Source organism: Chelatococcus daeguensis (assembly GCF_001887265.1).
GTDB classification, from domain to species: Bacteria; Pseudomonadota; Alphaproteobacteria; order Rhizobiales; family Beijerinckiaceae; genus Chelatococcus_A; species Chelatococcus_A sambhunathii.
In genome coordinates, this window is the sequence record NZ_CP018095.1 from 2358490 (window position 1) to 2382352 (window position 23863).

Consider the following 23863-nt stretch of genomic DNA (forward strand, 5'->3'; position numbering starts at 1 on the left):
TCCACTTTGCGGCCCGCGATGCCGCGCGCTATAGCGAAGCCGAAATGGCAGGAGAAGGGTTGCACGGACGGTGAAGGAGCGCTCCCACGCACCGCTGACATTGCTGGCGCTGCTCGCAGGCATCCTCTTCCTTGCCTTGCAGGGCGGGCGGCCGCTTGTGCCGCCGTCTCCCGACATCGTCGTCACGGCACAGGCCGTCGCCACCGGCGGCAATCTCTCGCCGGCCGCCCTCCACGATGTTCTTACCCCGCGCGGCGGAAGCAGCCAGCCGTTCGCCGGTCCCTCCGACCCGCCGGCACCGCTGACGCTCCATGCGACTGCCGCGGCCGCGCCCGAAGCCGCTCCGCGATGCACATTCGGCCAGCCGGCAGCCTGGCCGGCGCGCTCCCATGCTCCCTGCGCCCGTCCGCAGACGGGCCCGCCCGCGGCGTGAACCGGCGGCGCGGTTCGCCGCGCCGGTTTCACGCAGTCGGCCATGCCGGCTGGAGCTTGCCTCGCCGCCTGTCGGGCGGCTGACGAGGTCACATCCATGTATTCTTCGACCCATTCTGCGGCCGCTGCCGGCTGCTTGCGCGCGGCTGCGTGCGTGCCCCACCCCGCCACCGTTCTGCCATTGCCGCGGAGGTGAGCGATGTCCGTCCAGTTTGCCAGGAAGGGCCTCGCCCGCGCGACCGCCGTGAGCGCGGTCATTCTCGTCGGCACCGAGATCCTCGGTGTCGCGGTCGCCACCGGCTGGGCCATCGGTGGCCTCATGGAACTTGGCGACGTCGCAACCCTGATGCTGACGTTCCTGCTCGCCGCCGGCGGGGTTGCCGTCCTCGCGAAGTTCACCCGCCGGGTGATCGACGTCGAGCTGAAAGGCCATTCCGTCGAGATCCTCGACCGGCAACCGGCCGAGGACCGGAGCCCCTGAGGCTCGGGACGCTCACCGCGCCGGCGCGTCCTCGACGAGCCGGCGGCCGGCGCTGAACAGCACCGCGAGCGTCATCACCGCCTCGAGCATGAACCACGGTCCCGCCAGCCTGTCGAAGCCGACGGAGGCGACCTCGCTGGTGCGCAGCCACCACAGCTGCGCGCCGCAGGGGCAGACACCCTGGAAGGTGGCGAGCACTGTCATGCGCGCCGCCCAGATGACCTGCACCAGCATCAGCGCGCCGAGACCGAGGAGCAGCCGCCTGTGCCGGCGCTCGACCTCCGCCTGCGCCAGCGCGAACCAGCCGACCACGAAGAAAGGCATGGACACGAAGGCGCCGACGCTCAGCGCCTCTGTCCAGCATTGGCTGCAGGCCGTGATGATGGTCGAGAGGATGCCGCTCGCCGCACCCACAACGAAGGCTGCCGCGGCGACGAAAACGCCCCTGCGCCCGAGAATGAAGGAAATCGCGAAGGCAACCGCAAGGGCGGCAGCGATCAGCAACACGAGGCGCAACATGCTCTTCCCCCCAAAGGCCGTCGGGCGGACCGCCCGGCCCGCCCGATGGTTTTCATACGCTGTTGCACTGTCAATGAGGATGCAAGGCGACACGAGTGATGCCTGCGCCCGTCACGCCGGCTCGTTGGAGGGCATGCACGCCTCGAAACGCCTGCAAGGTCAAAGGCGTGGGCGGCCGGGACGGACCCGGCCATGACGCGGCAAACGTAGCGAGTCGCTCCGCAGGTCCCCGCACTCCGTCAGCCGGCAGCCCGGGAAGCGGCCCGGACGGCAGGCTCTCAAGGGCCCGTCCTCAGTGCAGGATCTGGCTGAGGAAGAGCTTGGTGCGCTCGTGCTGCGGATTCTTGAAGAACTCGTTGGGCGTGTTCATCTCGACGATCTGTCCCGCATCCATGAAGATGACGCGGTTCGCCACCTGCCGCGCAAAGCCCATCTCGTGGGTGACGACGAGCATGGTCATGCCCTCTTCCGCGAGCGTGACCATGGTATCGAGCACCTCCTTGACCATCTCCGGGTCGAGCGCCGAGGTCGGCTCGTCGAACAGCATGATCTTCGGGCTCATGCACAGCGAGCGCGCGATGGCGACGCGCTGCTGCTGCCCGCCCGAGAGCTGGCCCGGATATTTGTTGGCCTGCTCGGGGATCTTGACGCGGGTGAGATAGTGCATCGCGATCTCTTCCGCGTCCTTCTTCGGCATCTTGCGCACCCAGATCGGCGCCAGCGTGCAATTCTCGAGGATGGTGAGGTGCGGGAACAGGTTGAAGTGCTGGAACACCATGCCGACGTCGCGCCGGATCTCGTCGATCCGCTTCAGGTCGTTGGTCAGTTCCACGCCATCGACGATGATCTTGCCCTGCTGGTGCTCCTCAAGCCGATTGATGCAGCGGATCATGGTCGACTTGCCCGAACCCGATGGACCGCACACGACGATGCGCTCGCCGCGCGTCACCTTGAGATTGATGTCGCGCAGCACATGGAACTCGCCGTACCACTTGTGCACGCCAATCATCTCGACCGCGGTCTCGGTCTTCAGCGAAACGGGCTTGAGCTGGGCCGGACGGTCCGTTGCGGTTGCCATTGCCATCGTTTCTTACCTCTTTTGTCCAGCCGCGAGCCGGCGTTCCACCGCCAGCGAATAGCGCGACATGCCGTAGCAGCAGATGAAATAGAAAAGCCCCGCGAAGGCGTAACCGGTGAGCCGTGTCACGGGCGTCGCCCAGGTCGGGTCGACGAGCGTCACCTCGACGGTCTTGATGAGGTCGAAGATGCCGACGATGGACACCAGCGTCGTATCCTTGAACAGGCCGATGAAGGTGTTGACGATGCCGGGGATGACGATGCGCAGCGCCTGCGGCAGGATGATGAGGCGCATCATCCGCCAGTAGCCGAGCCCGAGCGACATCGCCCCCTCGTACTGGCCCTTGGGGATCGCCTGCAGCCCGCCGCGCACCACCTCGGCCATGTAGGCGGAGGCGAAGAGCGCGACGCCCACCAGCGGCCGCAGCAGCCTGTCGGGCGACATGTTGCCCGGCAGGAAGAGCGGCAGCATCGTGTTGGCCATGAACAGCACGGTGATCAGCGGTACGCCGCGCACGACCTCGATGAAGATGACGCTGGCGAGCCTGACGAGCGGCAGGCGCGAGCGCCGGCCGAGAGCGAGCAGCACGCCGAGCGGCAGCGACACGACGATGCCGACGATGGAGACGACGAGCGTCACGAGGATGCCGCCCCACAGCGAGGTGTCGACCCGCTCGAGGCCGACGGCCGTCGAGCCGCGCAGCAGGATGAAAGCGACCACAGGGAAGATGACGAAGAAGTAGAGAGCCCCGAGGTTGCGCTTCGGCGCGTCGAGCCACAGCAACCAAGCGATGCCGATGGCGCCGAGCACGAAGACGATGTCGACGCGCCAGCGCTCGTCCCACGGATAGGATCCGTAGACGAAATAGCTGAACTTGGCGTCCACATAGGCCCAGCAGGCCCCCACCTCTCGGCCGACGCTGGCCGCGAGGCACGCCTCGCGGTCGCTGCCCGTCCATACCGCATCGAGGAAGAAGAAGCGGATCGCCGGGGGCACGACGAGATAGATGATGTAAAGCGCGATCAGCGTCAGGATGGTGTTGCCGACGGACGAGAACAGGTTCTCGCGCACCCAGGCGACCCAGCCACGCGCCATCAGCGGCGGCGGCTGTTCAGCGATGGGAGTGCCACGGACGTAGGCGACGGGTTCGGTCGTGATGGCCATCGTCACCTCCTCATCGTTCGACGATCGCCGCACGGCGGTTGTAGATGTTCATCACCAGCGAGGTGATGAGGCTGATGGCGAGATAGACCGCCATGGTGATCGCGATCACCTCGACCGCCTGCCCCGTCTGGTTGAGCACGGTGCCCATGAAGACCTGCGCGAGGTCCGGATAGCCGATGGCCACTGCCAGGGACGAGTTCTTGGTGAGGTTGAGATACTGGCTGGTCAGCGGCGGCACGATGACGCGCATCGCCTGCGGGATGACGACGAGCCTGAGCGTCGGCCCCTCGCGCAGGCCGAGCGCGTGCGCTGCCTCGGTCTGCCCGCGCGATACGGCAAGGATGCCAGCACGCACGATCTCGGCGATGAACGCAGCTGTATAGGTCGACAAGCCGACGAGCAGCGCCACGAACTCGGGAAAGATCTGCACCCCGCCCGCAAAATTGAAGCCGCGCAGTTCGGGATAGCTGAGGGCGATAGGCCGCCCGGCGAGCAGGAACACGAGGAGCGGCAGGCCCACGATGAGCGCCAGCGCCACGGTGCCGACGGGCGCCTGCTGTCCCGTCATCTCTTGGCGTCGCCTTGCCCAGCGCCGAAAGATGAAGGCGCCGACGATGCCCGCGACGGCTGCGCCGATGACGAGGCCGGCCCCGGGCTCGAGCAGCGGCTGCGGCGCGAAGAGGCCGCGGTTGTTGAGGAAAATGCCGCTCCCCACCTCGTAAGACTGGCGCGGATTGGGCAGCGCCTTCAGCACCGCGTTGTACCAGATGAACAGCTGCAGCAGCAGCGGCACGTTGCGGATCGCCTCGACATAGACCTTGGCGAGTTTCGCGACGATCCAGTTGGACGACAGGCGCGCGACGCCCACGATGAAGCCAAGGATCGTGGCCAGCACGATGCCGATGGCGGCGACCAGCAGCGTGTTGAGCAGGCCGACGATGAAGGCGTCGCCATAGGTCGAACCGCCCGAGCTGCTGAAGGGAATGAGCGTCTGATTGACGTCGAAACCCGCCGTCGTCGACAGGAAGTCGAACCCCGAGGCGATCCTCGCCCTGCGCAGGTTCTCGATGGCATTGGTCGTCGCCTCGTAGATAAGCAGGGCGAGAATGGCGACGAGGATCACTTGATAGGCAATGCCGCGCACCCTGGGGTCGTTGATCAGACTCGTGCGCGGACTTGTGCTTTGGGTAACGTCGGTCACTGACATGCCTCCCGACACGGGAACGTGCGGAACGCTCCCGTCTTGGCAACTACATTGCGGCCGACATGAAAGATGTCGGCCGGCGTTCGCTTGTCGGTCAGGCTAACAGCCGAAGCACCCCACTCCCGTCATCTTGCGTTCTTTTTTCATTTTCATTCCCCTTGTAACGGCAGGCGTCTGGCGGCCCACCTTGGACGTTTGTTATTATAGCACCCGCCCGCCGGTCTGCTTAACCTGTTTACAGGCAGTTGCTTGCTTGTGACCGTCACCGGTGCCCCGGGCCGTCCTCCCCGGCCCGGGGCACCGCTCTTCTCAGCGGATCGGCGGCGCGTACTGCAGACCGCCCTTGGTCCACAGCGCGTTGAGGCCACGCTTGATCTTCAGGAGCGATCCCTCGCCCACGTTCTTCTCGAAGATTTCGCCGTAGTTCCCCACGTGCTTGATGACCCGGTAGGCCCAATCATTGGTGAGGCCGATGGCCTCTCCGAACTTGCCTTCGGCGCCGAGCAGGCGCTTGATCTCGGGATTGTCAGACTTCAGCTGCTCGTCGACATTGGCCTTGGTGACGCCGAGCTCCTCGGCATTGAGCATGGCGTAATGCACCCACTTCACCACGTCGAACCACTGGTCGTCGCCATGGCGGACGGACGGGCCGAGCGGCTCCTTGGAGATGATCTCCGGCAGGACGATGTGATCATCTGGGTTCGTCAGCTTCAGGCGCTCGGCATAAAGGCCCGAAGCGTCGGTGGTGAAGGCGTCGCAGCGGCCCGAATCATAGGCCTTGACGGTTTCGTCCGACGTCGCGAAGGCCACCACCTCGTACTTCATGTTGTTGGCGCGGAAATAGTCCGCGAGGTTGAGCTCCGTCGTCGTGCCCTGCTGAGTGCACACCGAGGCGCCGTCGAGCTCGAGCGCCGAGGAGATGCCGAGGCTCTTGCGGACCATGAAGCCCTGGCCGTCATAGTAGTTGACGCCCGTGAAGTTGAGGCCGAGCGAGGTATCACGCGACATCGTCCAGGTGGTGTTGCGGATGAGGACGTCCGCCTCGCCCGACTGAAGGGCCGTAAAGCGGTCCTTCGCCGACAGCGGGATGAACTTGACCTTGTTCGGATCGTCGAAGACGGCCGCGGCCAGCGCACGGCACAGGTCGACGTCGAGGCCGGTCCAGTTGCCCTTGTCGTCCGGCACGCCGAAACCGGCAAGGCCGGTGTTGGCGCCGCACTGGATGAAGCCTTTCTGCTTGATCTGGTCGAGCGTCGCAGCCGAAACGGCCGTTGCCGCGAAGCCGGCCGCCAGCCCGACTACGACCGAAGCGATCATACGTTTCATTGATTGAATCTCCCACTCTGAAGGTCCGTCGGAACCGGAAAAGGCCTGTTCATCGGACCTCCCCTCGCTCCGGGCAGGCCCATCGCGACCGGCCACCATACCCGACCAGGCGGGGGACGGCATCTCCGGCGCAGGCTCCATGCATCACGGACTGTTATGCATCACATTCGACTTTGTTGAGCCGGTCAAGCACAACCGTGACAAACTCATGGCACAAAAGGGGCAGAACGACGGTCGGTCGCCGCTCTCCCCGCAAAACACGTGGCTCCGTCGCAGCGGCACGGCTTGACGGCAGCGGGAACGCCAGTCCAAACATCCGGACATCCACGCTCACGACCCCCAGGGTTTTCCACAGGCATGTCTTCCAGCACCGATAGACCGCGCGGCATCCGCACCCGCCTCGTCACCGCCGGGCGCAACCCCGACGAGCAATTCGGCTTCATCAACACCCCGGTCTACCGCGGTTCGACCGTGCTCTATCCGACGATGGACGCGCTGGTCCATCGCAAGGCGCGCTATACCTATGGCACCAAGGGCACGCCGACGATCTCGGCCCTCGAGAGCGCCTGGACGGACCTGACCGGCGCCGCCGGCACCATCGTCGTCCCCTCCGGCCTCGCGGCCGTCACGATCGCGCTACTCGCCTCGGTCAAGGCGGGCGACCACGTGCTCGTGACCGACAGCGTCTACCAGCCGACGCGCCATTTCTGCGACACGGTGCTGAAGCGCATGGGCGTCGCGGTCGACTATTTCGACCCGCTCGTCGGCGCCGGCATCGCCGCCCTGATGAAGGACAACACGTCGGTCGTCTTCACCGAGACGCCGGGCTCACAGACCTTCGAGGTGCAGGACGTGCCGGCCATCGCCGAGGTAGCCCATCAGCGCGGCGCCCTCGTGCTGCTCGACAACACTTGGGCGACCCCCCTGTTCTATCCGCCGCACGAGCGCGGCGCCGACATCGCCATCGAGGCCGGCACCAAGTATCTCGGCGGCCACTCCGACCTGCTCATCGGCCTCGTCTCCGCCACAGACCGCTGCTGGCCTGCCCTGCGCGCCACCTTCGATGCCTTCGGCGCCTGCGCCGGCCCGGAAGACACGTTCCTCGCCCTGCGCGGCATGCGCACGATGCAGCTGCGCCTCAAGGAGGCCGAGAAGCAGGCGCTCGACCTCGCGGCCTGGCTCGAGGCGCGCCCGGAGGTGAAGCAGGTGCGGCACCCGGCGCTCACCTCCTGCCCCGGCCACGAGACATGGAAGCGCGACTTCCTCGGCTCGACCGGCGTCTTCTCCATCGTTCTTCATCCGGCATCGCAGAAGGCCGTCGCCGCCCTCCTCGACGGGCTCGAACTCTTCGGCATGGGCTTTTCGTGGGGCGGCTTCGAGAGCCTGATCATCCCCTTCGACTGCCGCAGCTATCGCACGGCAAGCGCCTGGAACCCGGGCGGCCCGTGCCTGCGCCTGCAGGTCGGTCTCGAGGATCTCGACGACCTGAAGGCCGATCTCGATGCCGGTTTCGCGCGGCTGAAGGCTGCCGGCTAAGCGGATTCACTTTCCGAGCAACGGGGCATAACGCATTGCTCCCGCTTGCGTTTCCCGCCCGACAACCAGCGCGGCGCCTTCAGCCCTTGGCGGCCGAGCGCGCGGCGCGCCGCTCGCGGGTGATGAAGACGAGGTTGCGCAGGTAGATGAAGATGCTGAATGCTTGGCCCAGGATGATCACCGGCTCGCGCTTGTAGAGCCCGTAGACGAGCGTGATGAGCCCGCCGCCGATGGAGAAGAACCAGAAGGCGACCGGGATGACGCTGCGCTGCTCGCGCTCGCTCGCCACCCACTGCACGACGAAGCGCATGGCGAAGAGCAGCTGGCCGATGAGGCCAAGCGCCAGCCAGAAGTCGAAGTTGGCGATGAAGACCTCGTAGAGGTAGCCGCCGATTTCGCGCGACAACGAGATGACGAGCATTACTTCAACTCCTCGGCGGGCGCCGCCCGCCGGCAGCGGCGGATGAGCCACCAAACGCCGCAGAGATCGAGGATCCCGACCCACAGACGGTCGAACAGCCCGTAGTTGGACTGCCCGGTCAGGCGCGGCCGGTCGACCACGTCGACGAGCACCACGTCGTAGCCCTCGCGCTTGACGAGGGCCGGCATGAAGCGATGGATGGCGTCGAAGTAGGGCAGGCTCAGGAAGATGTCCCGTCGCACCGCCTTGAGGCCGCATCCCGTATCGCGGGTGCCGTCGCCGAGGATGGCGCGGCGGACCTTGTTGGCGATGCGTGACTGCATGCGCTTGAAGCCCGTGTCCTTGCGTCCGAGACGCTGGCCGGCCGCAAGCCCGACGCCCGGCCCGCCCGCTTCGAGCGCGGCGACGAGCTTGGGGATGAAGGCGGGGTCGTTCTGGCCGTCGCCGTCGATGGTCACGATGATCGGCGCCCGCGCCACGCGCGCGCCCGCCCGGACGGCGGCGCTCTGCCCGGCCGAGCGCTCGCGCCGCAACCGCCTCAGCCACGGCCGCTCGGCCGCCAGCCGCGCCAGCTCCATGCCGGTGCCGTCGCTCGACCCGTCATCGACGTAGATCACCTCGAAGGGGGCAAGGCCGGCGCAGGCGCGCTCGATCTCGGCCACCAGCGGCGCGATGTTGCCAGCCTCGTTCTTCACCGGCACGACGATGCTCACGCGCGGTGCCGGGGCATCGATCTGCGATTGATCGTTCATCTCAAACCTTGCAGGCAACCGGACAGCCGGCGGGGCTCACAAGCAATGGTCCTCATTCGCCCGTGACGTAAACGCCGACATCGAGCTTGCGCCCTCCGTTGATATTGAATCCCGGCACCCGTGTGACGAGACGTGGTGTTTTTCCCATCTCGCCGAGCGACGCAAGGAATTCCTGTTCCGCCCGCGCCTCAACGAGCGCGATGCGGCACCCGGGGCCGTCGAGGAAGGCGGCCGCCGCCTGCCCGTCCGAGGCCATCGCCAGATCGGTGCCGACGAGAAAGACCAGGCTCGGCTCGCGATAGCCGACCGTCACGACCTGCGGCGACGGACAGCCGATCGATGTGACCGCCTCCGCGAGCCGCGGCGACAGCTTCAGCGCGCGCAGCAGCGGCTGCGTGAGCCCCCACACGGAGGCCGACAGCACGAGCGAGGCGGCGATGGCGAGCACCGCCGTCTTGATGACCGCCCCGCGCCGGAAGGCGAGCCAGGCCCAGACGGCGACGAGGGTGGCGACGAGCATCCCCGGCATGCCCGCATAGGGCGGCACCCCGTCGAGCTGATGGCCGGCGATGCCGAGGCCAATCAGCAAGCCGAGTGGAATGAAGGGAATGAGCAGCGCCGCCGGTACGGCCGCGGGGCGATGCGGCCCGACCTCGCCGAGCTCCATGACCTTGACCGTGAAGATGGCAAGGGCCGGATAGAGGGGCAGCACGTAATGCGGCAGCTTGGTCGGCACGGCCTCGAAGATGATCCAGGACGGCAGCACCCAGGCGAGGCACACCGCGACCCAGGGCTCCGCCCGCCATCGCCAGGCGAGCGGCAGGGCGATGGCCGTGAGCACGGCCGCCGGCCAGAACGTGCCGAAGAAGGCGAGGAGATAGAAGCCGGGCGGAGCCCAGTGCTTCTCCTGGCCCGAGCCGACCTTGGCCAGCATGTCCTTGCCGACCGATTCATCGAAGAAGGCGCCGCCTGTCTTCATGGCGATAGCGATGAACCACGGCGCGACGATGAGCGCCGTCAGCAGCAGTCCCCAGCCGGGCCTGAGGCCCTTCAGCCAGCCGACCGCGCGGGCGCGGACCGACAGGGCCGCCGCGGCGAGGCCGACCACCATGGGGCCGATGGGTCCCTTGACAAGGATGGAGAGGGCGAAGGCAGCCCAGAAGGCGGCTATGGTGCCAGCCGGAATGATCCTGTCGCGCCAGAGATAGAGCCGCGCCAGGGAGCCGAACATCACCACGGTCGTGGCTGTCAGCACCGCATCCGTCTTGGCGAGCCGCGCCTCGACGCCGAGGAGGATGGAAGCGGCCATGAAGGCGCCGGCAAGCAGCGCCCCACCCGGCGACACGAAGGCGAGCGCCGCCCAGTAGGTGACGAGCACCGTCGCCACCGCGCCGAGGAAGGAGGGGATGCGATAATAGGCGATGGTGGCGCGCGCGTTGTCGACGCCGAGCGCCTCCGCCCCGGCGACGACCGCGCTCTGCAGCCAGTAGATGCCGACGGGCTTCTTGTGACGCGCCTCGTCCTGGAAGCGGATGTCGACGAAATCGCCGGTCTCGAGCATCTGCTTGCTCGCCTGGGCGAAGCGGGGCTCGTCCCGGTCCATCGGCTGGAGGGAAGCGAAACCCGGCGCGAAGACCGCGCAGGACAGGAGGAAGAGGACGACGAGTGCCCTCGCATGGCTCGCACTCAGGGCCGCGACGAGCCGCTGCGCCCAGTCGCCGCCCTGCACCGCGCCCTTTTTGCGCACACCGGCTGGCGCCGTGCTTTCACCGATCAAGGCCATTCTCTCGCCCGTTCCGGAAATCCCGCCCGGCGCCGCCATCGGCGCCCGTGCTTCCGCGCTCGCCCCGGCGCTCTCGCATGTCGAACGAGCGCCGTTTTAGCGGCGGCTTGCGCAGCCGGCAATGGCTCGCCCCGACGCCCTCCGCCCCTTGGGGCATCCCTGCCGACGCGTCCGGCCAACCGCCTTGCATCGACCACAATTGGGCCCTATCGTCACCTTATCGGGATTTGGCCGGAATATTGGTCTGTCACGCCTCGCAGTCAGGCGCACCTACCTACTTCTTCCCCAAAATCTGCGACGACAATGGCGCTCGCCCGCTTGGCGTGCGCGCGCCCGCGTGCAACCTGAAGACGAAGGATACGACAAATGAGCACCGGCACCGTGAAGTGGTTCAACGAGCAGAAGGGTTATGGCTTCATTCAGCCGGATGACGGCGGCAAGGACGTGTTCGTCCACATCAGCGCCGTCGAGCGCGCCGGTCTGCGCAGCCTGAACGAAGGCCAGAAGATCTCCTACGAACTCGAGACGGACCGCCGCACCGGCAAGACCTCGGCCGGCAACCTCCAGGCCGCCTGAGGCCTTCTCCGGCGGGAGGGCGCATGCGCCCTCCCGCAAGTGTCGTGCGGTTTCCGGGTCTTTTCTTCGATCCTTTGCCGCTTGCGCCGATCCCGGCCCTTGCGCCGGCAGCGTCATCGCGACCGCGCCCTTCCCGTCGGCCGCATCGCCGCATGATTAAGACATGGCCGCAGGTCTGGCCGCCGCAGATGTCCTGCCCGCCGGCCATGCGAAGCTGCCCCGCGCAGCCGCGGACGCGATGCCGCCCAGCAGCCGTCTCGGCGCCAAGCTGTGCGCCGCTGTGCATCTCGGCTCCCTTTCGCTCCGATTGTGCACGCGATGCCCTTGCCTTCGCCCGCCGAAAACACTAGGAAAACCTTGGACATGAACGGTACGGGGCATAGCGCAGTCTGGTAGCGCATCTGCTTTGGGAGCAGAGGGTCGCAGGTTCAAATCCTGCTGCCCCGACCATCATGTCTGAGGCTGCTCCGGCAGGTGCCTTCCGGCGTCTGTCAGGTGTGGCTGCAGCCCGTTTCCACAGGAAGCCGCGACCGAGCAATGATCGCACGCATCTACAAGCCGACGAAGACGGCCATGCAATCCGGCACCGCCAAGACGAAGCGCTGGCTGCTCGAATACGAGGCGGAGAAGCCGCGCGAGGTCGAGCCGTTGATGGGCTGGACGAGTTCGTCGGACATGCGCCAGCAACTCAGGCTCTCCTTCGACAGCCAGGAAGAGGCCGAAGCCTACGCGCGCCGCAACGGCATCGCCTATCGCGTCGAGCAGCCGCTTGCCCCGAAGCGCCGCATCATCTCCTATTCGGACAATTTCAAGTTCAACCGCGTGACACCCTGGACGCACTGACGCGGCCGGCGAACCACGCGACGGCCCCTTAGCTCAGCTGGATAGAGCAAGTGCCTTCTAAGCACTAGGTCGCAGGTTCGAGCCCTGCAGGGGTCGCCACGTCAACATCCGGATCGGCATTCGCGGGGGCCGCGGCATCGCTCAGGTGCGCAAAGGCCATTTGCTTTCCGGCTCCGGCCACGTATGAGGAAGGATGCCGGGCGTGGTGCGCCCGGATTCGCTTGTTCCTTTCGAGGGGCCCGTTCATGAAAAAGATCGTTCTTCTGGGCGCACTGGCCTTCGGTCTCGCCGCCTGCAACACCAGCAACCCGGGCGACCGCGCGGTCGGCGGCGCCCTCATCGGCGGCGGCGCCGGCGCCCTCGTGGGCGGCCTTGCCACCGGTACGGCGGGCGGCGCGCTGGTCGGTGGCGCCATCGGCGCGGCCGGTGGTGCCATGATCGGTGCGGCGACGGCGCCCCAGTGCCAGACCTACTACTACCGTGGCCGTCGCTATCGCGACTGCTGAGGCCGCTGCGCGCGATGCCGAAGGCCGGCGGATCTCCGCCGGCCTTTTTTGGCTGGATGTTCCGGCGTGACCCTTCCGCCTCAGGCGAAGGTGTCCAGCTTTCCGAAATGTTCGGCCAACAGGTAATAGAAGGTCAGACGCGACTTCGTGCGGTCGTCCTTCATCGTCTGACAGACCGCCTTGATGGCGCCGTCGAGATCGCCGCTCGTCAGTCCCAGCTTTTTCTTCAGGAAGTTCTCGCGGATGCGGGCGCATTCGTCCGGATCGGAGCAGGCGACATAACGGCTGTCGGCCCTGCCGAGCACCAGCTGGTACGTCTTGGCGAGACCTGCCAACGCGGCTTCGTTGACAGGTTTCTTCGCATATTTCTGAACATCGGCGAGTTGTTCCGACATCGTCCCTCTCCGGGCTTGGGTTGCTGGATGGAATTACGCAACACGAGCTGTAAAGATCAGGATGAGAAGCGCCGGCCTGTTGCCTCCTCGAATCGCCGGGCATCAGAGGCGGCGGAAGCGCCCCGGCGCCATTCAAAGCTTTGCTGCCCGGTTTGGCAATCACCGGACCGCTGGTCCCGCGCTGCCCCGCCACGCATCCGACACAGAAACCCGCTGAGATGGCGCTGGTGCCGCCGGCCCGGACGCGCTACAGCCCCAACCGGAACGGCGCAGAGGCTTTCGCGCCGCTTCCCGAGATGAAGGACCTCACATGTATACACTGGAAATCGGCCGCAAGGCTGTCGCCGTGATCGACGCCGACGAGGAACAGGCCCGCGCCGTCTTCGATCAGGAGGCCTTCAGGAACGACCTCAGACAGATGACGAGCGATGGCGAGCCTCTGTGGGACGGCATCATGCCGCTCAGCCTGCGCCCGGCAAGCGAGGAGGAAGCCGAGACCTTCGACCTCATGATGGAGGAGGACGCGGAGGCATTCGACGAGGACGAACCCCTAGACGGCGAGGAGGAGGGCCTTGATGTGCTCTTCCTCGTGCCGATTGACGACGGGGAAGACGGCGTCTGACGCCACAACAGAGCGAATTGACCGCGGGAGCAACATCATCGGGGGCGAGAGCGCCCCGAACGCTTCGCACGGCACAGGCGGCCCGCATCCGCCGAGAGCCCGCCGCAACACCGCTGCGCCGAGCCCGATGATCGTGTTCGACCACGACTGCAGCCGGTTTCAATCCGCGCCCCCGCGTAGGGAGCGACAGCAGGCCGATGGCCGCATACTCGGTATCGAGCACGTTTCAATCCGCGCCCCCGCGTAGGGAGCGACTGCCCATACCGCTGCAGCCGGTGCACCGACTGCAGGTTTCAATCCGCGCCCCCGCGTAGGGAGCGACGATCGCACCCATGCGCCGCAGAGCAGCGCAGATGGAGTTTCAATCCGCGCCCCCGCGTAGGGAGCGACCGCGGGTTCGAGCCCACTGCATCGGCCGCCGAAATGTTTCAATCCGCGCCCCCGCGTAGGGAGCGACCCAACATGCTCGGCGAAAGCGCGGGCGTTGGAGAGGTTTCAATCCGCGCCCCCGCGTAGGGAGCGACTCGACGCTCCTGCGCACGCCGCCCGGCTTCATATCGTTTCAATCCGCGCCCCCGCGTAGGGAGCGACAAACTCCGCTCCATACACCTCGATCACGTCAACGTTTCAATCCGCGCCCCCGCGTAGGGAGCGACCCATCACTTTTTTCATCGCCCCCTCGTATGTCTTTGTTTCAATCCGCGCCCCCGCGTAGGGAGCGACCGGACAGGCGTATTGGTCTCGCCTTCGCTGTTGGCGTTTCAATCCGCGCCCCCGCGTAGGGAGCGACCCGCACCGCCTGGATTTACATCACAAGCCGTTCTGGTTTCAATCCGCGCCCCCGCGTAGGGAGCGACATAGCAGCGGCGAAGCCATCCGCAATGCATTGCCAGTTTCAATCCGCGCCCCCGCGTAGGGAGCGACAGACGGCCTTCAGCAGCCTCGTGACCTGTCCACCGGTTTCAATCCGCGCCCCCGCGTAGGGAGCGACAGGTGCTGCGCCTTAAGCAGATCGGCGGCCTTGCCGTTTCAATCCGCGCCCCCGCGTAGGGAGCGACGGTGGACGAGGACTGGAAGGCGAAGGTCGCGGAGGTTTCAATCCGCGCCCCCGCGTAGGGAGCGACATGGTCGCCAGAACGTCAGACACGCGCGTTTCCGGTTTCAATCCGCGCCCCCGCGTAGGGAGCGACCGCGGCCGTGATTTCAGCCACCTCCTGCACACGTGTTTCAATCCGCGCCCCCGCGTAGGGAGCGACAGCAGACGGCATTCGCCGGCCTCACGGACGTGATGTTTCAATCCGCGCCCCCGCGTAGGGAGCGACTGGAGTTGCGCACCTATTACGATATGATCCGCTCGTTTCAATCCGCGCCCCCGCGTAGGGAGCGACCGGAGCCGGGCCAGAACAGCCACAGCCACACCGAGTTTCAATCCGCGCCCCCGCGTAGGGAGCGACTCCCTCATTGTTATCCAATTGCGATAGCACGCGAAAGCGAACGTTGATCGCGTATCCCATTCCGGTCCGGGCAGATCGACCCGCAATCTTTCTTCCGCCGGAACAGAAGATCAACGATGTCAGAGAATTGACGCCTGCGCGAACGGGACGGGTTTTGCCGGCACGCTTGCGGTTCGCACCGCACAGGCGGCGCCGCTGCACGCGGCTGCGAATAAGCCCGCTCGGCTAGACGATCAGGGGCCCATCGAGGTCGGGGGTCGGCTTCGCCCCCACATGCTCGACACGTCGGCGCCAATGGGCTCCGAGATAGTAAAAGCGCAGGCTGTCGCGTTCGGGCTCGATGAGTTTCTCAAGGCGCGCCTTCAGCAACGTCCACTGCGCCGGGTCGACCTGGATCTCGAAGACGGAATATTGGACCCGCTGGCCGAAATCCCGACAAGCGCGTGCCACGCGCCGGAGCCGCCCTGCCCCGCCCGCTTCGGAGGTGTTTACGTCATAGGTCACCAGCACCATCATCGACCTGCCTCATTTCCATAGCCACGGCGGATAGGCGTCAAGGTCACCGCGCAGGTGCCGGGCCAGAAGCTGGGCCTGCAGATAGGGCACCAGGCCGAGCGGTGCCATCTCCTCCAGAAAGGGATGGCGCCGCTCCTCCTTCTTGCGCTCCTGCCAGGCAGTGAGGACGGTTCTGCGCCCCTCTTCCGTCAGCCAAACTCCTCCGCCGTCGCGTATCTCGAAATCCCGCGCGCGCAGCTGGCGACGGTTGACGAGCGACAACGCCAGACGGTCGGCCAAGACCGGACGCAATTCCTCCATGAGGTCCAGGGCGAGGCTCGGTCGTCCGGGGCGGTCGCGGTGCAGAAAACCCACGGCCGGATCGAGGCCCACCGATTCCGCAGCGCTGCGGCAGTCGTGGGTCAGCAAGGTGTAGAGAAAGGACAGCAGGGCATTGACGGGGTCGAGCGGCGGCCGGCGCGAACGGCCATGAAAGCGCATCTGCGCGTCCGGCGAGCGGATGAGGACATCGAAGACACCGAAGTAAAGGCTCGCGGCTTCCCCCTCCGCCCCGCGCAGCGTCTCGACATCGCATTCCGACTGGCTCATCCTGCGCAGGATGGACGCAAGGCGATCCGTCGCCGCGGCCATGCGCTGCTTTTGCTCGGGCGCAAGTTCCTCGCCATAGTCACGCACGGCCCGCATCAGGACGGATCTCTGGTTCGCAGTCTTGCCGAGCACCAGGCTGCGAACGATGTCGAGCGGCGTATCGCAGACGCGATACTGCGCCCGCCGCAGCAGCACATTGCCGGCGACAGGCCCTTCGACGCGGGCCTGGAAACGCCCGCTACGATTCAGGAGCACGATGGTGATTCCCGCTGCCGCGCAAGCTCCGATCAGCGCCGGCGAGATGTAGACGGCGCCGAAGGTCACAACCGAAGCCAGCATATGCAGTGGCACGCGTGCACGCTCGGTGCCCTCGATCTCCGCCACGAGATTCTCGCCGTCCTTCCTAAGGCTCGCGCCCTCCGTCGTGACGTAGAACGTGTTCAGGAGCTTCTTCAACCGGCACCCCCTTGTCCGTCGAGAAGCGACGCCACCATGCCTTCTCGCCAAGCGCGAGCCGAGCGGCTGCCGGCCTTGGGCCGGCACAGTTCGATGAGCGAGCAGGCGCGACAACGTTCCGCCCGCCAGACCGCTTTCGGTGTCGCAAGGCTGCGGAAGATCCGGCGCAGGTCGGCGATCGTCTCCTCGGTCAGGCGGCGCAGGTCAGCGTCGAAGGGCACCGCGATGCGCCGCTTCGTCTCTCCGTAGAAGAGGGCCCCTTCGGGCACCGGCCGTCCGGTCATCTCCTCGAGGCACAGGCCCTGCGCGCAGAGCTGCACCTCGTCGGCGCGATGCAACTTCGGCCTGCCGCGCTTGAACTCGACCGGATAAGGAATCTCCCCGTCGGGGCCGCGATGGAACTCGACGAGATCAGCAACTCCCGCGATGCCGAGCCGGCGCGAGGCGATGGCGAGCGCCGTCTCGCGACGCACACCCCGCGCCCTGCGGCTGTCCGGTCGGCCAGAAGCGACGTGCATTACATGCCCCTCCGCCGTAAAGCGGTTCTCTGCCCACAGACGTTCGAGATGGATGAGCGCTGCCTGCCGCAGGCAATAGACGGCATGCTGGAGCGCCGAGAGCGGAATGGGCTCGGCGTCCCGTTCGTCGGGCTGCAGCAGGCCGTCATCAGCCATGAGGCATCACAGCCATTCGATGACCTCGACGCCCTCCGGCAGGTTGGCGCGGTTGATTGTCACGACATAGTCCGAAAAGGCCCGAGCCGGCGGATAATTGTCGATCTGCCGGTCGATTTTGCGGAGCTCGCCGGCGATGTTGCGGCCAATCTCGACACGTTCGAACAAGGCATGGGCCGGCGCATTGCCAAGGGCACTGGCGTGCTTGAAGGCGATGACCTTGCGCGACGCCATCTCCCCGCGAGCGGCCGAGCGGTCATGCTCGAACATCGAGACGAGGGCCTCGCGCAGGAGGTCGAGATCGGCTTCGCCGAAGCCGGTGCGCTCGGCGAGCTTGGCGGAAATGAAGCCATGGGCGCGATAGAGGCCGTAGGGCACGATATGCTTGCGGCCCATCGTGCGGTTGTCGGTGCGCCCGTTGTCCTCTTCGCTGCCTTCCGCCCGCTGCTTCTTCTCTGCCTCGTTGGTCGCGGCCATGCGCGTGATGGAGATTTCCTGCGGCACGATGGGTTCGATGGATTGGGCGAAGGTCATCTGCACGGGGCCACGCACCTGGCCGCAGTTGATGCCCGTGGACATGACGGCGCCGAAGGTGCGCACGTCGAAGAAGTTCCGGCACATGAAATCGCGCAGCCGCTGCGCTTCCTCGTCATTCTTCGGGTTGAGCTTGCCCTCCTTCTTCGCCTTCTCGTCGTCCGGGCGCAGCGCCACATAGGCCTTGCGATGCTGCTCATTGAGGATGGCGCCTTCCTGCACATAGATATGGCAACCGGGCGCGCCATCACGTGCGAGCTCGACATAGTTGCGGATCTTGCGCTTCAGGCTCACGTCCGAGACGAGCCCATGGTTCGTCTCGGGATCGAGGCGCGGCAGGTTGCCGGCGTCGGGATCACCGTTGGGATTGCCCTTGGAGACATCGAACAGGAGAACGAAATCGTAGCGATTGGCGAGCGCGGTCATTGGGCGGCCTCCTCGGTGACGGTATCGGTCTTGCGGAAGAATTCGTTGCGCTGGTGGTAGTAGCCGAGGCCGAACAGGGCCTGCTCGGCGGCCGAAAGCGACGGCGGGAACGGGTCATTGGATGGATCCATCACCTCGAGGATGTCGCCAATGATGCGCTCCAGATAGATGCGCTGGCCCGGCCGCTGCTTGCCGAGCTTGGACAGATGATTGGCCGAGCCCTTTTCCAAGAGCGCAAAGACCTTCCGCGGCTGTGCGGAGGCCGCGCCGTAAAACTTGTCCTTGATCGTGGCGTTGACGTTGCGGCCGAGTGCGGCCATCTGCGCATGCTCGTAGGCGGCGAAGAGCCGCCCGAGCAGATAGCCCTTGTTCCTGTTGTGCGGGTCGAGCGCCACGGGTGCCTCCTTCGTCTTGTCCGATGCCCCGGTCCGTGCGGGATCCATGTCGAAATTGCGCACGAGGAGCGCGCGCAGCATGCCGGCCCTCAGCGCATTGATCTCCCCGTCCGCGCGGATGCGCATCAGCACGGTCGCGAGCAGCGTCAGCGGATAGGGCGTGCCGGTGAGGATGGCGCGCATCCACTCGCCGGCAAGATTGGGCGGCACGTTCTCGCGCTTGCCGAGCACCGCCGTCTCGGCGAGATAGCGCCAGAGCGGGGGATAGCCGTCGCGCGGCGGCGGCTCGATCGCCATGTCCGAGACGAAGCGCGCGTAATTGCCGGCGAGCCGGCCGAAATCGTCCTCCAGCCAGAAGCGGATGGACAGGCGCGCCGCATTGGGGGCAAGGCCGAGTACGTAGAAGCGAACGCCTTCGGCGAGCTTGGGCTCGATATCCTTCAACGGGATGCCACGGCGCATACGCCCGAGAGCATCGCCGACCTTGCCGGCCTCGATCCCCTCGTCCGGCTGCGATGCGAACCAGGCGCTGAAGAAGCTTTCGGCCGCCTCCGCCACCTGCGCATCCGAAGCATCCGCCCAGAAGACCGTGGAGGCATCGCCGATCTGGATGCGATGCCTGTCGTCGGCGAGGAAGGCGTTGAGCGCCGTCGCATATTTGAAAGCGGCCGCCTCGGAGACGGGCGCGTTCTCCCCCTGCTCGTGGCCGTAGGAGGTGAAGGCATCGAGGTTGAAGGAAACGATGGAGGCGCCGGACGATTGCGCGCCCCACACCCCCTTGATCGCCGGGTGCAGCCGCGCAATCGGGCCCATCGTGCCCGTGACGAGGCACACCGCTTCGGTGTCGCCGTTTCGCGCACCGACGTCCACCCACAGCGCCCGGGCGGCGGGCCGGTCGTGCAGGTAGATATTCTGCAGCCGCTCACTCTCGAGCGCGAAGATGACATTCTGATCCTTCATCTCCTCCGGCCACAGCGGCTGAGTGAACCGCTCGGGCGACCACTGGTCGAGAAAGCGGAGAAGAGCCAGGAGACCGGGATCGGCGGTGCCGGCCAGGGCGCCGCGATGCATCTCGCAAAAAGCCCTGTGCTCGTCCGCCGTCCGCTTGCCTTCGCCAGCCGTGACGCCGAGCAGGTAGGAGGTCTTGTCCCACAGGAAATTCGGCGCGATGGCGACTGTGCGCTTCACCGGTTGCGGCACCTGCATCAGCCGCGGCACCTTCTTCTTCCCCGTCCCGTCGCGCAGATCGGTGACGGAAGCGACGCTGCCGTCCTCGTTCAGCGAGATGACGAAGCCGATCTTCTCGGTCGAGAAACCGAAGGGCGGCACGTTCGGAAGCCGGTCGTAGGCTTTGGCGAGGGATGCCAGAATGCTCATGGGGACCTTCGCAATCCTTGCGCCCACGCCCTGTCACGGGCGGCGGGCCACGAAAGGTTCAGCGCAGAATGTCCGGCGAGCCGGGACGGGGCACGCGCATCACGCCGTTGTCGAGCCGGGCGCGGAAGAACAGCGACGGCCGCCCCGCCGCCTGATGGTCGATGTCCCACAGCATCAGGCCGAGATCGCGCGGCCGGCCGAAACCCAGGTCGTCTGTCCGGTGTTCCGGCTCGGGCGCCGGCATCGGCGCATCCGGCGCGATGAGGGAGAAGGCGGCGGCGAACTCGCGCGTGCCGAGGCAAGGCTGGTGGAAGCACTGGCCACGCTCGGCCCGGCGGTTGAAGATGTCGAGATGCTTGCCCTCGCTCTCGTCGCCGTCGGCCTTGTCCGTCAGCACGAAATGAGCCTCGATGACATAGGCGACGTCGACGAGGACGGTGGCGGCACGCTGCTGGCGGCTGTCCTCCACCTTGAGGGCAAGGCCCGCCAGGCTGCCCCGGTTCATGGCCGCCCTCACCGTGCCGGCGGGGATCTTGCTGCCCACCTCGTTGCGGCGGATGGACTGGAAGCGGACCGGCTTCAAAACATGGATGGCGTCGATGACCCAGCGGATCGCCGGCTTCCAGTGGATCGATTCCAGAATGCCGCGCGCCGCCGACGGGGTCATCACGTCATAGGAAACGCGCTCAACCTTGGTCTCCGGCCTAGTGAAACAGGCGTAATTGCCCGAGACGTGCAGACGAATTCCATAAGCCACGATTGCCCCCCAACCCACTATAGACTTACGTGAACTGAACACCCCCGCAGATTACGCATGGACGGACGAATTTTGACTCAGTACTGACTTCCTTTAAAACTTTTTTATTTTATCATATATCTCTATTCAGGCATTTCATTCCAATAAATACCTTGAATCGCCCCATATCAATAGAACCGCGAAACGATGAAGAAAGAAAGCGCTTGCTGCACAAAGTAAACCGCGCCGTGGCGGCCCATGCAAGCATTTCCGATATCCTAGCGGCGTCGGCTCGGGTTCCCTGATGGGCGTTTGTCCGATGCTGAAGGGATTGGCAGCTCTCTCTAACCGGAATGCGGACTGTCGCACATGGAGCGCACCTGTCCTCATACCATCCACTGCTCCGGCCGGAGATAGTCCGCATCGTCCCACAAAAGGCCGACATCGGGCCGATACAGGCTGTCCGCTACCAGCACGGCGAATTGGTCGGCGCGAAGCTTCTCGGCGTGGAAGGCAACGTGACCGGCTGCCATCAGCGCGATCCGCGCCTGAGGCGGCACCTGCACGACATAGGGCTGCACCTGTCGCGCCAATGTCCCGGACGGAATGGTCTCGACGCCGAGCCTGTCCACGATCTCCCGCGCCTCCGGCGTATTCGCCGCAATCACCGGCTCCATGCCGCTTTCGATCATGCGGAATTTCTCGGCCACCGTGCGATAGGCAAAGTCCGTCTCGATGCCGCCACGGCCCGGGCCCATGCGGAAGCGCGACAGGATCTTCTCCTTGTCGAGCCCCTCCGGGCCGACGCGCCAGTAGACCTCGCCGAAGAAATCCTCCATGGCCTGTGGCGACAGGAGATCCTCGTGCTTGTCCGCCATGCGCCCGAGATCGCCGCTCAGACTCTTGATCTCGGACGGCGGAGGATGGTCGGGCGCGGTGAAGATCGTGACGATGCTCTCCTCCAGAGGCCGCCGCCCTTCCCGGTTGCAGCGGCCGGCCGCCTGCGCCACCTGATCCAGCCCTGCCTCGGCCCGCCAGACCTTCGGGAAATCGAGGTCGACACCCGCTTCCACCAACGAGGTGGCGATGACACGGCAAGGACGCCCCTCCATCAGCATCCGCCGGATTTCAGCGAGAATGGCGCGCCTGTCGACGGCGTGCTGCCGGGTCGAAAGATGCACAGCTCCGTCGAGCCCCGCGGCCTGCGCAGACCGATAGAGTGCAAGGGCATGCTTGCGACTATTGACGACGACGAGGCCCTGGCTCTGGTCCATGAGGGCGGCGACGAGCGCCGCATCGTCCATCTCGCCGGCGAAGCGAAGCGTCACGCGCCGAAGCTTGCGGGCCAGGTCCTGCGGCTCGGGCGCCAGTTCCCGGCCGGCGAGCGGCAGGCCGACGGGATGGCCGGCCGGGAACCTGTCGGCATCGAGCGCCGGCTGCGTCGCCGTGCACAGCACGATGCTGCAGCGGTAATTGGCGGCGAGCTCCCGAAGCGCGGCCACGGCCGGCGCCAGCAACGGGCGCGGCAAGGTCTGCGCCTCGTCGAGGATGATGATGCTGCCGGCGACGTTGTGCAGCTTGCGGCAGCGCGACGGCCGGGCGGCAAACAGGCTCTCGAACAGCTGCACATTCGTGGTGACGACGACGGGTGCGGCCCAGTCCTCCATCGCCAGCTTCAGCTTGTCCCGGCTCGCGGCATCACTGTCCGCCATGCGCGCCTCTTCGCGCCGCAGCCGACCGGAGTCGATGGCCGAATGATGCTCGAGCACCACCGCCGCGCCCAGGATATCCCGGAAAATTTCCGCCGTCTGGTCGATGATGGAGGTGAAGGGAATGGCGTAGATGATGCGGCGATGCCCGTGGATCCGGGCGTGATCGAGCGCGAAGCCGAGCGAAGCGAGTGTCTTGCCGCCCCCGGTCGGCACGGTGAGCGTGAACAGGCCGGGCGCCTCGCCGGCACGGCTGCGCACGTGGTCGAGCACCGCGCTGCGGACGCTGTTCACTTCCGAATTGCTGTTGCGCAGGTCCCCCATCCGTCGCTCGTAGGCGGCCAGCAGGCCCGGAAGGACCGTCTGCAACGCTGGCCATTCACGCTCGAGTTGTCGCCCCTCGACGCGACCGTAGAAGGCCTCGGTGTCCTTGAAGTCGGCATCGACGAGACAGGAGAAGAGCATGCGGCCGAGAAAGGCGAACTGGAAGGCGAGGCGCGCTCGGGAAGCCTCCACTTCGCGATGTGTCGCCTCGCGCGCCGGTGGCGGCTCCCAAGAGAAGGCCGGCAGGAGGCCGCTCGCGTCGGGCGCCAGTTCCTCGCGCCAGACAGGGTCGAGCCTGGCGTGCGAAAAACCCGTCAGCCGGTCACTCAAGGCAGCGAGACTTTCCCCCCGCTTGTCGGGCAGGCCGGCATGATGACCGGCGATGGCGTATGAGATGATCTCCGCCATGAGACGGTCGTTGCCCGTGGCGAGTTCCAGGACGAGGGCAGCCCCCGCCGTCGAGTGGTCCACCCTCGTCTTGCCGCCCTCGAGCCGGGCCGCAAAGTCAGGCGAATACTTGCCGACATCATGCAGGAGCGCGGCGAGCCCTGCCGCCTTGCCTGCTCCGAAGGCTGCGCCATGGGCCGCTGCACGGGCCGCCGTTTCCTCCAGATGCTGGCGCAGCGGCTGCCAGTTGCGGCGAAACTCGTCCTCCGTCGAATGCGCATAGTACATCTGTCACCTCCCCGTGCCCGGCTCCAGTTTGCACAGATTTGGATGACGGTGATATCGATGCCCTCGACGCGCTCGCGCCTCGCCGGGAGGGACCCAAGAGTGCAAACAGATGATGTGGCGCGGAGTGGCAAGCGTTCTTGCGCACTGCAGCAAGCCCGTCCTGAAGCGGATGGGGTCGAAAACGGCCACACGGCTGCGGCAAGCGCTGAAGTGGCGCGCCCAAGGGGACTCGAACCCCTGTTTTCGCCGTGAAAGGGCGACGTCCTAGACCGCTAGACGATGGGCGCGCGGCCTCGCGAGGCGAGGTAGCGGCGCGACATATAGAGCGGTTCGCCGGCCGCGGCAAGCACAACCGCCGGGG

General features: G+C 66.2%; 23 protein-coding genes, 3 tRNA genes and 1 CRISPR repeat array. Of the genes, 9 read left to right on the plus strand and 17 right to left on the minus strand.

Translation table 11 applies throughout. The features are described 5' to 3' along the window. The first annotated feature begins 70 nt into the window (after positions 1 to 70). Together BOQ54_RS11140 and BOQ54_RS11145 are read left to right on the plus strand one after the other, a co-directional pair. On the plus strand, positions 71 to 433 hold the full coding sequence (locus tag BOQ54_RS11140) for a hypothetical protein (RefSeq protein WP_063185247.1): 363 nt from the start codon (positions 71 to 73) through the stop codon (positions 431 to 433). Positions 434 to 631: 198 nt separating this feature from the next. Then, positions 632 to 913 (plus strand): hypothetical protein, encoded by a 282-nt coding sequence (locus BOQ54_RS11145; protein ID WP_063185249.1) that lies wholly within the window; start codon positions 632 to 634, stop codon positions 911 to 913. Positions 914 to 925: 12 nt separating this feature from the next. Here BOQ54_RS11145 and BOQ54_RS11150 read toward each other — a convergent pair whose 3' ends face one another. The 5 genes from BOQ54_RS11150 to BOQ54_RS11170 form a co-directional block, all read right to left on the minus strand. Then, positions 926 to 1432 carry a hypothetical protein gene (locus BOQ54_RS11150; protein ID WP_063185252.1) on the minus strand — a complete coding sequence of 169 codons (507 nt, stop codon included), beginning with the start codon at positions 1430 to 1432 and terminating at the stop codon, positions 926 to 928. 292 nt (positions 1433 to 1724) lie between these two features. Further along, positions 1725 to 2441 (minus strand): amino acid ABC transporter ATP-binding protein, encoded by a 717-nt coding sequence (locus BOQ54_RS11155; protein WP_145979815.1) that lies wholly within the window; start codon positions 2439 to 2441, stop codon positions 1725 to 1727. A gap of 81 nt (positions 2442 to 2522) precedes the next feature. Continuing rightward, the gene (locus tag BOQ54_RS11160; protein WP_055458012.1) at positions 2523 to 3674 is read right to left on the minus strand and encodes an amino acid ABC transporter permease; all 1152 of its coding nucleotides are present in this window, start codon (positions 3672 to 3674) and stop codon (positions 2523 to 2525) included. A gap of 10 nt (positions 3675 to 3684) precedes the next feature. Continuing rightward, complete coding sequence (locus BOQ54_RS11165; protein WP_055458011.1) at positions 3685 to 4881, minus strand: amino acid ABC transporter permease; 1197 nt, start codon at positions 4879 to 4881, stop codon at positions 3685 to 3687. 306 nt (positions 4882 to 5187) lie between these two features. After that, the gene (locus tag BOQ54_RS11170) at positions 5188 to 6204 is read right to left on the minus strand and encodes an amino acid ABC transporter substrate-binding protein (RefSeq protein WP_055458010.1); all 1017 of its coding nucleotides are present in this window, start codon (positions 6202 to 6204) and stop codon (positions 5188 to 5190) included. Between the two features lie 357 nt (positions 6205 to 6561). On the opposite strand from BOQ54_RS11170, the gene metC reads away from it, so the two are divergent. Continuing rightward, entirely contained in the window at positions 6562 to 7740 is a 1179-nt protein-coding gene (metC, locus tag BOQ54_RS11175; RefSeq protein WP_055458009.1) for a cystathionine beta-lyase, read from the plus strand. Positions 7741 to 7819: 79 nt separating this feature from the next. Here metC and BOQ54_RS11180 read toward each other — a convergent pair whose 3' ends face one another. The 3 genes from BOQ54_RS11180 to BOQ54_RS11190 are packed head-to-tail and all read right to left on the minus strand — an operon-like array spanning position 7820 to position 10696. Further along, entirely contained in the window at positions 7820 to 8161 is a 342-nt protein-coding gene (locus BOQ54_RS11180; protein WP_055458008.1) for a lipid-A-disaccharide synthase N-terminal domain-containing protein, read from the minus strand. After that, a complete protein-coding gene (locus tag BOQ54_RS11185) occupies positions 8161 to 8913 on the minus strand; it encodes a glycosyltransferase family 2 protein (RefSeq protein WP_071923930.1) in 753 nt (250 codons plus the stop codon). Before BOQ54_RS11185 ends, BOQ54_RS11180 begins: the two co-directional genes overlap by 1 nt. 52 nt (positions 8914 to 8965) lie before the next feature. Then, a complete protein-coding gene (locus tag BOQ54_RS11190; RefSeq protein ID WP_071923931.1) occupies positions 8966 to 10696 on the minus strand; it encodes an ArnT family glycosyltransferase in 1731 nt (576 codons plus the stop codon). A 366-nt stretch (positions 10697 to 11062) separates the two neighbouring features. Between BOQ54_RS11190 and BOQ54_RS11195 the strand changes: the two genes are divergently transcribed. The 5 genes from BOQ54_RS11195 to BOQ54_RS11215 all read left to right on the plus strand — a co-directional run bounded on the left by BOQ54_RS11195 (position 11063) and on the right by BOQ54_RS11215 (position 12621). Next, positions 11063 to 11272, plus strand: coding sequence for a cold-shock protein (locus BOQ54_RS11195; protein ID WP_019402418.1), 210 nt, complete (start codon positions 11063 to 11065; stop codon positions 11270 to 11272). 373 nt (positions 11273 to 11645) lie between these two features. Continuing rightward, positions 11646 to 11722 (plus strand) — tRNA-Pro (locus BOQ54_RS11200). Between the two features lie 87 nt (positions 11723 to 11809). Continuing rightward, a complete protein-coding gene (locus BOQ54_RS11205; RefSeq protein WP_055458005.1) occupies positions 11810 to 12115 on the plus strand; it encodes an ETC complex I subunit in 306 nt (101 codons plus the stop codon). A 22-nt stretch (positions 12116 to 12137) separates the two neighbouring features. After that, positions 12138 to 12214: transfer RNA gene (locus BOQ54_RS11210), tRNA-Arg, on the plus strand. 146 nt (positions 12215 to 12360) lie between these two features. Then, complete coding sequence (locus BOQ54_RS11215) at positions 12361 to 12621, plus strand: hypothetical protein (RefSeq protein WP_055458004.1); 261 nt, start codon at positions 12361 to 12363, stop codon at positions 12619 to 12621. 80 nt (positions 12622 to 12701) lie between these two features. On the opposite strand, the gene BOQ54_RS11220 is transcribed toward BOQ54_RS11215, so the two are convergent. Further along, positions 12702 to 13016 carry a DUF2853 family protein gene (locus BOQ54_RS11220; protein WP_055458003.1) on the minus strand — a complete coding sequence of 105 codons (315 nt, stop codon included), beginning with the start codon at positions 13014 to 13016 and terminating at the stop codon, positions 12702 to 12704. A gap of 310 nt (positions 13017 to 13326) precedes the next feature. On the opposite strand from BOQ54_RS11220, the gene BOQ54_RS11225 reads away from it, so the two are divergent. Beyond that, positions 13327 to 13638: a hypothetical protein gene (locus BOQ54_RS11225; RefSeq protein WP_055458002.1), complete on the plus strand. Its 312-nt coding sequence runs from the start codon at positions 13327 to 13329 to the stop codon at positions 13636 to 13638. 156 nt (positions 13639 to 13794) lie between these two features. After that, a CRISPR array of direct repeats spans positions 13795 to 15092; the repeat unit is 32 nt; unit sequence GTTTCAATCCGCGCCCCCGCGTAGGGAGCGAC. 225 nt (positions 15093 to 15317) lie between these two features. On the opposite strand, the gene cas2 is transcribed toward BOQ54_RS11225, so the two are convergent. From cas2 to BOQ54_RS11265, 8 genes are all read right to left on the minus strand, one after another. Beyond that, positions 15318 to 15608 (minus strand): CRISPR-associated endonuclease Cas2, encoded by a 291-nt coding sequence (gene cas2, locus BOQ54_RS11230; protein ID WP_055458001.1) that lies wholly within the window; start codon positions 15606 to 15608, stop codon positions 15318 to 15320. Positions 15609 to 15617: 9 nt separating this feature from the next. Further along, positions 15618 to 16652, minus strand: coding sequence for a type I-C CRISPR-associated endonuclease Cas1c (cas1c, locus tag BOQ54_RS11235; protein WP_063185265.1), 1035 nt, complete (start codon positions 16650 to 16652; stop codon positions 15618 to 15620). Beyond that, positions 16649 to 17326 carry a CRISPR-associated protein Cas4 gene (cas4, locus tag BOQ54_RS11240; RefSeq protein WP_055458000.1) on the minus strand — a complete coding sequence of 226 codons (678 nt, stop codon included), beginning with the start codon at positions 17324 to 17326 and terminating at the stop codon, positions 16649 to 16651. Before cas4 ends, cas1c begins: the two co-directional genes overlap by 4 nt. Positions 17327 to 17332: 6 nt before the next feature. Next, positions 17333 to 18286: a type I-C CRISPR-associated protein Cas7/Csd2 gene (gene cas7c, locus BOQ54_RS11245; RefSeq protein WP_071923932.1), complete on the minus strand. Its 954-nt coding sequence runs from the start codon at positions 18284 to 18286 to the stop codon at positions 17333 to 17335. After that, positions 18283 to 20058 (minus strand): type I-C CRISPR-associated protein Cas8c/Csd1, encoded by a 1776-nt coding sequence (gene cas8c / locus BOQ54_RS11250; protein ID WP_071923933.1) that lies wholly within the window; start codon positions 20056 to 20058, stop codon positions 18283 to 18285. The genes cas7c and cas8c overlap by 4 nt, the downstream gene beginning before the upstream one ends. A 58-nt stretch (positions 20059 to 20116) precedes the next feature. Further along, entirely contained in the window at positions 20117 to 20815 is a 699-nt protein-coding gene (gene cas5c, locus BOQ54_RS11255; protein WP_071923934.1) for a type I-C CRISPR-associated protein Cas5c, read from the minus strand. Between the two features lie 365 nt (positions 20816 to 21180). Beyond that, complete coding sequence (locus BOQ54_RS11260) at positions 21181 to 23502, minus strand: CRISPR-associated endonuclease Cas3'' (RefSeq protein ID WP_071923935.1); 2322 nt, start codon at positions 23500 to 23502, stop codon at positions 21181 to 21183. 211 nt (positions 23503 to 23713) lie between these two features. Continuing rightward, positions 23714 to 23789: transfer RNA gene (locus tag BOQ54_RS11265), tRNA-Glu, on the minus strand. Between the last annotated feature and the right edge of the window lie 74 nt (positions 23790 to 23863).